Genomic DNA, 10,556 nt, shown 5'->3' with positions numbered 1-10,556 from the left:
GTTAGGGACTGGCACGGAGTTTGCGGATGCAAACGAGTGACAGAAGGGAAATGTGGCGAAGCCCAAGCGAGGGCTCGTCCCGAAGCGCAGCGTTTCCATGCTGTTATACGACGTAGCCTATTGTTAGATAATAAGTTTAGCTAGAGATTCTAATATTTTCTTAATCTCTTCTAACTTGTATTGTCCTTGCGACTCCAATTACGAAGTTATATAAGAATACGTGGCGTCAAGTATTTCGTATCCGTTAATATCGAGAAAGACTAATGAAGAAGCCAATGCAACTCGTTTATTTCCATCCAAAAAAGGATGATTTTTGCATAAGTAATATAAATAGGCAGCTGCTTTATCGAATAGAGAAGGGTGTAAACTGATACCATCAAAAGTGGCCATTGGTTGGTTAATGGCCGATTCTAGAAGTCCGTGATCACGAATGTCTTTTGCTCCGCCATAGAGTTCGATTTGATTTTTATGTATAAAATTACATCCTCAATGGAGAGGAATATAGTTTCATCCAGCATTATTGGGCAAGTTTTTTGAGTGTTTTGCCGTGAGCTTTATTAATTTTTTCAAGAGATTTTGTAATACTCTTTTCTATTGGTTTGATAATCAAAGATTTGCCATCAGTAGTAACTTCGAGAGTCGAGTTTTGATCAATTTTTAAAATTCAAGAATCGGTTTCTCAATAACTAAAGCGGAGCTGTTCCCGTGTTGTACTAATTTTTTTAACATATTTAGCCTGTAATAACAATGTTGTAACATTGTGTAATCAATTTCAATCAGAAATTTCTGAATTTTTTCCGGAAAGTTAAAGAAAATTGTAACTTGAATATGGGTTGATTACGCAATTATTGTTTTTTTCCCTTCCTATTTCGCAAATTCAAATGTTAAAGCTTATTTTTTAGGCTATGTCGTATAACGAACTAGACTTACCGAAGTTGTCCGACCCTGAGTCCCGGAAACGGGACGTTAGGGACTGGTACGTAGTTTGCGGATGCAAACGAGTGACAGGAGGACAATTTGGCGTAGCCCGAGCGAGGCCTTGTGCCGAAGCGTAGCGGTAAGGCGCTGTTATATGCAGTTCGTAGGTATCTCGGATTTATTTTTGATTATTATGCATTTGGCATAAACCGCCAATTAGAAATTTTTCATTATATTTGGAAATATGAAAACAATATTTTTTATTATCGGTTGTTTGATAACAATTTTCTTTATCACCTGAATCGATAATAAGACTAGAAATAACTTGTTTAAAAAGTTCTTTGTTAGAATAAGAAGAATATGGATAAGGTAGAATGTCAGTTCCGCACAATAATCAGCCCAAAAGAATTCGCATTGAGTCATTTTTCAAAAATAGAGTCATTAAAATTGAATTTTAGGTCCTGAAAACTTTTAATAAGTGTTTCCTTGTCTTCAAAACCAATCGAAGTTTCTAATCTTTCGATTTTACAATCATTAACTAAAATTTCATAATCTATTAATTCATCAAAAGTGTATAATCCGAATTCATTATATTCCGGATAATCTGATTTTAATTTTTGCAGATATTCTTTCCTTTTAACTATTTCAATTTCTTTATATATTAGATTTATCGGATCACTTCCTTTTTCCAGAATAAATTGACTAAAAACATAACCTTCATTGTCTACTAATTTCCCTGATAGAACTTTTACTTTAATCCATTTGCCAATTAAATTTCCGATCTTTGTTTTATTATTAGGTTCCAAAATAATTTCTACTTTGTTCCCTCCTTGGAGAAAACCTAACGACTTTGATTTCTGGTCTGGTAATTCCCTAAGATGAATATTTTTTCCCTTTATAAAAGAGAAATTTTTTGGTTCTGAATTTTCTGTCTGATCTTTACAAAATTGTAGAACCAAAATTAGGATTAGAAGAAAGTATTTTATTTTTTTCATATTGTTTCTACGAATTGCATATAACGAACTAGACTTACCGACGTTCCTCGAAGCTGAGCCTCTGAAGGAGGCGTTAGCGTCGGCGCGTTTTTTGCGTCAAAGGAGCAAAAAACGTGCCGGAGGGGAATGTGGCGAAGCCTGGAGGGAGGGCGTAGACCCTCCCGGAACGGTAAGTCGCTGTTATGCGAAGTAGAGGTAGTTAACCGACTTTTTTGAATTCTTCGTTCACTTTTTCTGAAAGTAAAATCTTGATGAGAGATTGATAGGGTACATCATTTTTATTAGCTAAGGTTTTAAGTCTTTCTAGAAGAGCTTCTGGCAATCTAAGAGAGATCATTTTAGTTGAAGGTTTAAGATTCGGGAACGAAATTTTCTCTGAGTTTTTAAAATTGAAAAAATCCGTAGCATCATTTTTATCCCAGAATTCTATTTCCTCATCTGTAGATTTGAATTTAGGAATTTTCTTTTTGATAGTTTTCATAAATTTTTCTTTCCTTTTTACTCATATCTCTAACTGAAATTATTCTAATCTTATTATTTCGAATTGTGAAAACAGCAAATAGCCGTCGTGATTCATTTGAAATTCCTAATGCAGCAAATCTGATTTCTATTTCTGAATGATTTTCATCATTAGCTAAAAGTAAAGGTTCATTAAAAAATATTTCCTCAATTTCTCCGGCTTTTACTTTATGCTTAAGCCAATTTTTATTTATATTACCCTTATCCCAGTCGAAACCTTCAATTGAGTTGAAATCAGGGAATTTCATGTATATTTCAAAAATATACAGATTTTAATCATTTATCAACAATTTTTCTCCCTTTTTTCTTCTTTTCTTTATCTAATTAAAACTATTACCCATGTCCTGAGGCATACATACCTCTATTTCGCATAACGAACTAGACTAACCGACGTAGGCTGGCCCTGAGTCCCGGAACGGGACGTTAGGGACTGGAACGACACTTGCGGATGCAAGGGGAGTGCCAGAAGCCTATGTGGCGCAGCCCAAGCGAGGGCTCGTCCCGAAGCGAAGCGGTTAGTTGCTGTTATGCGTAGTTTTTCATAGTCTACTTTTGAGTTTAATATTTAAATCTATATCATCATTATTTTGTTTTTCAAATAAGCCATTTTTCATTACAAAATCAAAAGAGAATTGAGACTTTCTCGGAGTTTTAATAATTAAAGTATTTTTGCCTTCATTGTAAAATAGCTTATCGAATTTAATAATTGATCTTGAACAAGTAACGAAATCTTCTGATGTTTTTATAATATTAAGTTGATTAGGATAGTTATCATTTACGAGCAAAGGACGTTCTAATTGAATTTTCGTTCCTTTTTCGGTAAAGGAATAAGGGTAAATATATTCAATTTTATTTAAGTATTGATGGCCATTTAAAGAATAATCGTAAAGGTATAGATCTAATTCTCTATTTCTGAATTTCTCCTTATCAAAACAAATCTCGGAAAGGAATAATATATCAGATTCCTTAATGTTTTTAAAAAAACTTTGTTTATTTGATTGATCAATGATATTATTCGGATCATCAAAAATTGCGTTGAAATTAAGTTTTTCAATAAAAAACAAATTAATTTGGTAATTTTTTGTACCGTAAAAGGAGGATTCTTCAAATTTGTTATTCGATGTTTTTCCAATTCTATTTTCAGAAGTCAAACCTGGTGAAATCAAATTCAACGAAGAGCAAGACCAAAAAAGTAGAACCATTAATATGTAATTATTTTTCATAGTTTCCTTTGAAATTTTTTTGAAAAATTACGTATAACGAACTAGTGGAGACGACGTTCCTCGTAGCTGAGCCTCGCAGAGGCGTTAGCGTCGGCGCGTCTTCTTGCAGAGCAAGAAGCGTGACGGAGAGGAATGTGGCGTAGCCCAAGCGAGGCCGCAAGTGCCGAAGCGAAGCGTTTCCATGCTGTTATACGCCGTAATCTTGATGTAAATTTATTCGTCCTTTCTATTTTTTAAAGTCTTTGAGTTAAGGAAATAACCAAGGATAGTAATCGCTAAAGTAAAAATGGAGCCTATCAACCATTTTAATATATCAAAAAATCTTCCAAATTCTGCATTAGTTCGATTTAATTCATTCATCATTAGTTTTTCCATATAGTCCATATCTTTTCTAAGAATTGGAATAGCTAAAGATTTTGATGGATCTGTCGTAATTGCATCTTCGATTTTTTTTAAACTTACTTCTAGATTGTTTACTTTTTGCTTCACAGTTTCAATTTTGTAAATTAATTTAGCGTTTTCGTTTTTCCTATTATTTTGAATCTGTGAGCTTTCGATAAGATCGATTTTTGTTCTTATTTTTTCAAAGCTGCTGTTCAGATCATTTATTTTATCTAATGTTTCGTATTCATATTTATTGAGTTGGGATTGTTCAGAGCCAGTAAAATTGATAAATAAGTTTATTACTAAGACGATTGAAATTATGCTTACTATTCCAGATGATAATATTCCGGAATATGTAAAGAATTGTTTTTTTAATTTAGTTGTTTCTCGTTTAGATTTTCTTTTATAATTTGAATTTCTATATAATTTCCATAGTTGGCTAAAATCAGGGAATCGGTTTAAAGTAAAGTTACTTGTATAGTTTTCTTCAAATTGATGGAAACATAATTTAGAATTATCATCTATGAATGCATAGATTAGTGGAATATTCTCCTCGTATTTGAATAAATCTACTAGATATTCAAATGGATAGTGTAATTTCGGTGCTTCTTCATATATTTTAAAAACTGCTAATATGGTTTTTGAGTCTGCATCCTTGATGATTAAATCAAAATCTATCTTTTTCCCTTCAATGGAAATTTCAACTTTTTCCAAAAGAGATGAATTAGGATAGTTTTGTTTTAACAAATATTCTTTAAGTTTTTTAATGCTAGATTCGTTTGTCATGCTTTTCCTTTGGTATTTTTGATTATGGCGTATAACGAAATAGCTAACCGACGTAGGCTGGCCCTGAGCCTCGTAGAGGCGTTAGGGATTGGCACGACGCTTGCGTAGGCAAGAGGAGTGACAAAAGCCTATGTGCCGAAGGCCGAGCAAGGGCTTGTCCCGCAGCGAAGTGGTTAGCGGGACGTTAGGGACTGGCCACGACGCTTGCGAAGGCAAGAGGAGTGCCAGAAGCCTATGTGTCGCAGACCGAGCGAGGCCGGCAGTGCCGAAGCGAAGCGTTTCCTCGCTGTTATACGAAGTCTCCAATGTAGACATTCAATTTTTCTTTAATGAGATTTCTTCTAGGTAAGTTTGGACAGCTTGGATAGTAGTCATCCAATTTCTATTAAATTTTACAGCTGATAGTTTTCCGGTTCTAGCAAGTAAAGAAAGATACTCTAATGAAAAATTGCAATATTTGGTAGCTTCTTTTAGAGTGATGTATCCCTGTCTTTCATTAGAAGAGTCAGGTCTAAGAGCATTAAGATAGATAATCAAAGATCTTTCAATTGATCGCCCGACAAAATCAAGGAATGTGGAAGCATTTCCCTTGTCAGCTTCTCGTAGAACTTTATAATATTTTTTTCTATCAAGATGTAGAATAACTGCTGGAGGGTAACCTTCCTGCATAAGAATTAGATTCATTAATAGCCTTGCAGTTCTTCCATTACCGTCAATGAAAGGATGTATGAATACAAGTTTGTAATGCATCCACGCAGCAATCTCTGGTATTGATAATGATTTATAATTTATATAATACCATTCAACTAATTCCATCATTAGATCATATATTTTTCCTGCACTTGGAGGAATGTGAGAAGCTCCCGTGATTCTAACATTGGTACTTCTAAAGACGCCAGCCTGTTCATCATCAATATTCTTTAGTATTTTCCCGTGAATTTCTCGAATTAGATTTACTGAAATGAATGTTTTTTTCTTTATTATTTCCTCTAGGAAGTAAATTCCTTCTTTATGATTTAAAACTTCAAAATGCTCCCTAAGACTCTTGTTTCCAATAGTAATTCCTTGTCTTAAAACTAAATCCGTTTCTTGTAGGCTAAGAGTGTTTCCTTCGATGGCATTTGAGTTGTATGTCCACTCTAAATAGAATTGTTCATTTAGTTTGCTTACAATGCCTTTAGGAAGAGGCCTTAGTTTATCTAATTCCTTCTTTTTTCCTTCGATACTTTTTTTGAGATTTGGGTCCATATCGGATAATTATATTTTTAATTGATCCGATACTATTTCAATCTTTTATTTATCTAATTTTGGGAAGATTTTTGGAGATTTCGTATAACGAACTAGACTTACCGAAGTTCCCCGACCCTGAGTCCCGGAACGGGACGTTAGGGACTGGCATGTAGCTTGCGCACGCAAGGCGAATGCCAGAAGCCTATGTGGCGTAGCCCAAGCGAGGGCTCGTCCCGAAGCGAAGCGGTAAGTCGTTGTTAGTCGCCGTTATTTGTATATCTGATTAATATTTCATTCAATTCTATATGGGCGATATATGACGATATTATCCCTGAAATGGAAGGAATAATCGTAATAAATAGCAGAAAAGGTATATTTTTTAAATTAATTTCATCTTGGAATATAAGTAGAATAATAGAAATGATTAGTCCTGCTACTGGATATAAAATTAATATCAGGCATCTCATTTTCAATGATGGATATAGTGGCCATTCAATAAGTATTTTAGAATTTCTAGGACGAAAAAGTATATCTTTCAACAAATAGTGCGATGCAAGTATAAGTGGAATATAGATAGTAAAAATGATTATAAAATTTGAGTCGATGAGTTTTTGAATTGGATAACTCATTTTAATTACTATTGAATTGAAGAAGATTTTTATATTAATTAAAAAAAGTATTAATACAAACTCTATTGAAATGAAAATTGCACGAAAAAAATCTACAATTTTATTCATGGTCTAGATACCGATTTTTTTCTACATCATCAAGAATTTTTTTCGCTTCGACATAGAGTGATTCTGCACTTGAATCCTTATCAAGTTTGAAATTACTGGAATTTTCATAGGTGTGCAAAACTTCAGTTTTTCCATCAATGTCGCCTACAATACTTGATTTACCATATCCATCAGCTGACATTAATACTGCCATGTCTCCTATTGGGATGGAATTTGGATTAACTATTTTTAAATCTTTTCTTGCTACTATTAATTCGATTAGGCTTTTAAGGTTACTAGTTTCTATGCTATTATTCTTTTTACTTTCTTCATCTATTTTCAATTGTTCAAGATTTCGATTTTTAAGATAATCTTTAAGAGGACCCCATAAGTGACCAAATAATGGGTTTGGTGGATTTATTTTTGACTTTATTTTTACGATTCGATTGAATTTATTAAATCGAATAAAAAATTCATCGTGGTTTGTTATACTTTCAAGTTCAATTTCTGCAAAAAAGCGATGTGCTGAAAAATGTATTATTTCTTCAAATCGCCGCATAAAAGTGAATTGCTCAATCATGTTCCAAACATGAAGATATGCTATCGCAGAATAATCTGGCAAAATTACGAATGGGCTACTAGCCAAAGTAAGCTCAGGAATTATTTCAATGATCGATTCATTTTTTACTTCATCTACACGAGTGACACTGCCTTCATGGGCGTATTTTACCATTTTTCCAAAAATATATTTTTTATCGGTTCCAATTTTCGTATCGATAATCGTCCAAATATTTTCCCTAATATTAATTTTGGCTGCATTTCTAACTAATTGTTCTAAGAGTTCATTCGTGAGTAATCCTAATTTGTGATACCTAGCTAAAAAAAATGTTCCGTTAGACATTGATGTTCCTTATGAGTAGTTTTAAATAATGGCGACTAACGAACTAGACTTAACGACGTTCCTCGACCCTGAGTCCCGAACGGGACGTTAGGGACTGGCACGTAGCTTGCGTATGCAAGCGAGTGACAGAAGAGGAATGTGGCGTAGCCCGAGCGAGGGCTCGTCCCGAAGCGTAGCGTTAAGTCGCTGTTAGTCGCAGTTGCGATTATTGAAGCTCATCAAGTAGTAGTTTCCCGAAATTTTCAACAGTGTTTAGCCATTGATTTACTTCCCAATCGGATATTGGGGTTAAATCAGTAGTTAGGTTGTCCAATGTTCCCTTTCGATCAGCTCTATGTACTATATTATGCCTTCTTAAGAACAGTTTAAGAAGATCGGGAAACAAAGCTTCAAAGATTGATTTATCTATGCCAATATCTGATAGTATTGCTACAACGTCTTCTATCTTGTTATAATTAGTGTACTTTAAATATTCTTCTAGTGATTTATTGAATAATTCTTCAATCGATAATGTTTTATGGGCATATAAATCTTCAAATGAAAATGCTTTGAATTGGTTTTTGTCAGAAAGTCCATAAAGTGGGATTTTTTTCCATTTTTCTCCACCTTGCATGCTCAGTTTCCATTTATATACTCCTCTGAGTAGATCTTCAAATGTAGCATGTAAAAATACTATTGCAGAACGTAAAATATCATAATCTGCAAGGCTTGGATTTTGGCTGTTTCCAGATTGACTTGATGAATAAAAGGAAATTAGTGTTCTTACGCGTGAGATATTTGTTTGAAATGTTGTTTCTATATTCTCCTTCAATTTTTTACCCAAAAATGAAGTCTGATAAATTTCTGCCGTAGGGAGTTAGAATTATTTTAGAATGTCTAGTTACTCCAGTTTGTGTGTTATTGGTTATTATCGGATCTTGCCTTAGAACCGGCCATGTTATAATATTTCTTGAAATAAGGTGGTCTAAGTATATTTTTTCATTATGTTTGTTTGATAATAAATTTTCGGGAAATGAAGTTTTGATCACTTTTTGATTTTCAAATTGATTTTTTATTCGGTTTAAATCAAGTGTATCTGTTATTTCAATTTCATTGGTTCTTATATGTTCTACTATTTTTAGTTCATCTAACTCTAATTCATTAAAAATTATTATATACGATCTGAGAAATTCTTTATTTCTCGATGTAAAATTGGTTAAAAATTTTAGATATAATTCACTTCTTCCTATACTTGTATTGTATTCAAAAAAACTAAGGAAAAGGGATAGTAGATCTTCTGGAGTAGCTTGTAACTTATCTATTGGGATTTTATTTATTTCTTCAGTAAACTGATGTATTGAATTGAAAAGTTCTCTTCTTTCGAGAAATTCCTCTAAATAACTTATACTTTGCATCTTTATAGTTTTTCACACTTGTTTAATAATTCAAGGAGAAATATTTGCAATTGCGACTAACGAATTAGTGGAGACGACGTTTCCCGACCCTGAGTCCCAACGGGACGTTAGGGACTGGCACGGAGTTTGCGGATGCAAACGAGTGACAGAAGGGAAATGTGGCGCAGCCCAAGCGAGGCCTTGTGCCGAAGCGCAGCGTTTCCATGCTGTTATGCGTAGTTGACCATTTATAAAATTTATTTTTTTATTAAATTGCTAGCCCAACTAAAAACAAGTTCAGCTAATTCAATTGCCTTTTCATATTCAGTATTAAGAATTTCTTCATAATCACCCGGATATCTAGTAGAGACGGCATAATCTGTTAAAATTGCAAGTTCATCAAAGAAACTAGGTTTTTCAATTCGATCTGGTAATGAAAGCATTAGAGTTTTAATATTGTGAGTAAATAGAAATTCCACATTCTCTTTTATCAAGACAGCCTTTAAAGATTTTTCAGCAGTTTGTTGAGCATGAAAACAAAGTTGATTTAGTAAAATATCATTTTTATCCCCAAGTTTTGCCAGGAGTAAGTCGCTTTTTGCATGAATAAGCCAAGCTTCTGGAGAACCTGGGTCATCATGCAGCATAGAGTTCTAAACCATCTTTAAGGGCATGAAAATAAATTAAATGTCGGATATTAGAATATTTTTCGAGAGTTTCGGGAGTAGCCACAACAATATCAAATGAGATTTTGATATTATCTACATTTTTATAAAGATACTGTGCAATTTCCCTTTTATTAGTGCCGTTAGGCATAATGATTAGAAGATCATAATCACTATTCTTTCCTGCAGTTCTAGTTGCTCTTGATCCAAAAAGGATAATTTTTAATGGATTTACGAGAGAAATGATTTGTGTTTTTAAAATTTCTAACTCTTTTTCCATAGGCAAAAGATATGGCAATTTATGAAAAAATCAAGCAAGAATAACTGATTAAAATAGCCTTATTTCACTAAATAAATTCAAAGTGTTACCCATGTCCTGAGGCATACATTTGGTCAATTACGCATAACGAACTAGACTTACCGAAGTTCCCCGACCCTGAGTCCCGGAACGGGACGTTAGGGACTGGCACGGAGTTTGCGGATGCAAACAAGTGACAGAAGGGGAATTTGGCGTAGCCCGAGCGAGGGCGAAGTCCCGAAGCGTAGCGGAAAGTCGCTGTTAGTTGCAGTTGCGCGTTTTATTTTTTGATGTAATATTGTTCAAAGTTTAAGGTTCTTAGCTTTGAATTTTTAGCTATTTTTTCGAAATCAGAATCATAAGAAGCTAGTGTTAAATTGTTTGAAATGGCTATTTGAGCAATTAAGACATCGATCGAAGCAACGGTAATGCCTTTTTTTGCTAAATCATTTCTTAATTGTGCAGCTAGAATATGATCCTTGTTTGTAGGATTAACATAATTAAAGAATCGGAGATGATTATTAATGTCATCGAAGAGTTTTTGATTT

General features: G+C 33.8%; 13 protein-coding genes and 1 pseudogene. All 14 read right to left on the bottom strand.

Going from position 1 to position 10,556, the window contains the following annotated elements:
* Positions 1-198: 198 nt before the first annotated feature.
* On the bottom strand, positions 199-432 hold the full coding sequence (locus tag LEP1GSC199_RS20680) for a type II toxin-antitoxin system death-on-curing family toxin (protein WP_232420620.1): 234 nt from the start codon (positions 430-432) through the stop codon (positions 199-201).
* A gap of 85 nt (positions 433-517) precedes the next feature.
* Positions 518-729, bottom strand: a pseudogene (locus LEP1GSC199_RS22165) (AbrB/MazE/SpoVT family DNA-binding domain-containing protein).
* 608 nt (positions 730-1,337) lie between these two features.
* Positions 1,338-1,913 carry an SH3 domain-containing protein gene (locus tag LEP1GSC199_RS03715; protein ID WP_002977467.1) on the bottom strand — a complete coding sequence of 192 codons (576 nt, stop codon included), beginning with the start codon at positions 1,911-1,913 and terminating at the stop codon, positions 1,338-1,340.
* A gap of 199 nt (positions 1,914-2,112) precedes the next feature.
* Positions 2,113-2,394, bottom strand: a complete 282-nt coding sequence (locus tag LEP1GSC199_RS03705) for a BrnA antitoxin family protein (protein ID WP_002977453.1) — start codon at positions 2,392-2,394, stop codon at positions 2,113-2,115.
* Positions 2,366-2,680 carry a BrnT family toxin gene (locus LEP1GSC199_RS03700; RefSeq protein ID WP_002977461.1) on the bottom strand — a complete coding sequence of 105 codons (315 nt, stop codon included), beginning with the start codon at positions 2,678-2,680 and terminating at the stop codon, positions 2,366-2,368. Before LEP1GSC199_RS03700 ends, LEP1GSC199_RS03705 begins: the two co-directional genes overlap by 29 nt.
* 291 nt (positions 2,681-2,971) lie before the next feature.
* Positions 2,972-3,655 (bottom strand): hypothetical protein, encoded by a 684-nt coding sequence (locus LEP1GSC199_RS03695; RefSeq protein ID WP_002977457.1) that lies wholly within the window; start codon positions 3,653-3,655, stop codon positions 2,972-2,974.
* 213 nt (positions 3,656-3,868) lie between these two features.
* Positions 3,869-4,825 (bottom strand): CCDC90 family protein, encoded by a 957-nt coding sequence (locus LEP1GSC199_RS03690; RefSeq protein WP_002977451.1) that lies wholly within the window; start codon positions 4,823-4,825, stop codon positions 3,869-3,871.
* A 315-nt stretch (positions 4,826-5,140) separates the two neighbouring features.
* A complete protein-coding gene (locus LEP1GSC199_RS03685; protein ID WP_002977469.1) occupies positions 5,141-6,073 on the bottom strand; it encodes a Fic family protein in 933 nt (310 codons plus the stop codon).
* 711 nt (positions 6,074-6,784) lie between these two features.
* Positions 6,785-7,672, bottom strand: coding sequence for a hypothetical protein (locus tag LEP1GSC199_RS03675; protein WP_002977455.1), 888 nt, complete (start codon positions 7,670-7,672; stop codon positions 6,785-6,787).
* Between the two features lie 205 nt (positions 7,673-7,877).
* On the bottom strand, positions 7,878-8,483 hold the full coding sequence (locus tag LEP1GSC199_RS03670) for a HEPN domain-containing protein (RefSeq protein ID WP_157356595.1): 606 nt from the start codon (positions 8,481-8,483) through the stop codon (positions 7,878-7,880).
* A 4-nt stretch (positions 8,484-8,487) separates the two neighbouring features.
* Positions 8,488-9,066, bottom strand: coding sequence for a hypothetical protein (locus tag LEP1GSC199_RS20480; protein WP_002977465.1), 579 nt, complete (start codon positions 9,064-9,066; stop codon positions 8,488-8,490).
* 236 nt (positions 9,067-9,302) lie between these two features.
* Positions 9,303-9,692 (bottom strand): HEPN domain-containing protein, encoded by a 390-nt coding sequence (locus LEP1GSC199_RS03660; protein ID WP_002977472.1) that lies wholly within the window; start codon positions 9,690-9,692, stop codon positions 9,303-9,305.
* The gene (locus tag LEP1GSC199_RS03655; RefSeq protein WP_002977474.1) at positions 9,682-9,990 is read right to left on the bottom strand and encodes a nucleotidyltransferase domain-containing protein; all 309 of its coding nucleotides are present in this window, start codon (positions 9,988-9,990) and stop codon (positions 9,682-9,684) included. Before LEP1GSC199_RS03655 ends, LEP1GSC199_RS03660 begins: the two co-directional genes overlap by 11 nt.
* Before the next feature lie 298 nt (positions 9,991-10,288).
* A partial coding sequence (locus tag LEP1GSC199_RS03650) for a PIN domain-containing protein (RefSeq protein WP_002977463.1) occupies positions 10,289-10,556 on the bottom strand: 268 nt, incomplete at its 5' end.

Origin of the sequence: Leptospira vanthielii serovar Holland str. Waz Holland = ATCC 700522 (genome assembly GCF_000332455.1) — a bacterium.
GTDB lineage: Bacteria > Spirochaetota > Leptospiria > Leptospirales > Leptospiraceae > Leptospira_A > Leptospira_A vanthielii.
This window is presented reverse-complemented; position numbering and strand designations above follow the sequence as displayed.

Coding starts and splice junctions, on each gene's coding strand:
- LEP1GSC199_RS03715 (WP_002977467.1), bottom strand. CDS start 1,913: ATGAAAAAAATAAAATACTTTCTTCTAATCCTAATTTTGGTTCTACAA.
- LEP1GSC199_RS03705 (WP_002977453.1), bottom strand. CDS start 2,394: ATGAAAACTATCAAAAAGAAAATTCCTAAATTCAAATCTACAGATGAG.
- LEP1GSC199_RS03700 (WP_002977461.1), bottom strand. CDS start 2,680: ATGAAATTCCCTGATTTCAACTCAATTGAAGGTTTCGACTGGGATAAG.
- LEP1GSC199_RS03695 (WP_002977457.1), bottom strand. CDS start 3,655: ATGAAAAATAATTACATATTAATGGTTCTACTTTTTTGGTCTTGCTCT.
- LEP1GSC199_RS03690 (WP_002977451.1), bottom strand. CDS start 4,825: ATGACAAACGAATCTAGCATTAAAAAACTTAAAGAATATTTGTTAAAA.
- LEP1GSC199_RS03685 (WP_002977469.1), bottom strand. CDS start 6,073: ATGGACCCAAATCTCAAAAAAAGTATCGAAGGAAAAAAGAAGGAATTA.
- LEP1GSC199_RS03675 (WP_002977455.1), bottom strand. CDS start 7,672: ATGTCTAACGGAACATTTTTTTTAGCTAGGTATCACAAATTAGGATTA.
- LEP1GSC199_RS20480 (WP_002977465.1), bottom strand. CDS start 9,066: ATGCAAAGTATAAGTTATTTAGAGGAATTTCTCGAAAGAAGAGAACTT.
- LEP1GSC199_RS03660 (WP_002977472.1), bottom strand. CDS start 9,692: ATGCTGCATGATGACCCAGGTTCTCCAGAAGCTTGGCTTATTCATGCA.
- LEP1GSC199_RS03655 (WP_002977474.1), bottom strand. CDS start 9,990: ATGGAAAAAGAGTTAGAAATTTTAAAAACACAAATCATTTCTCTCGTA.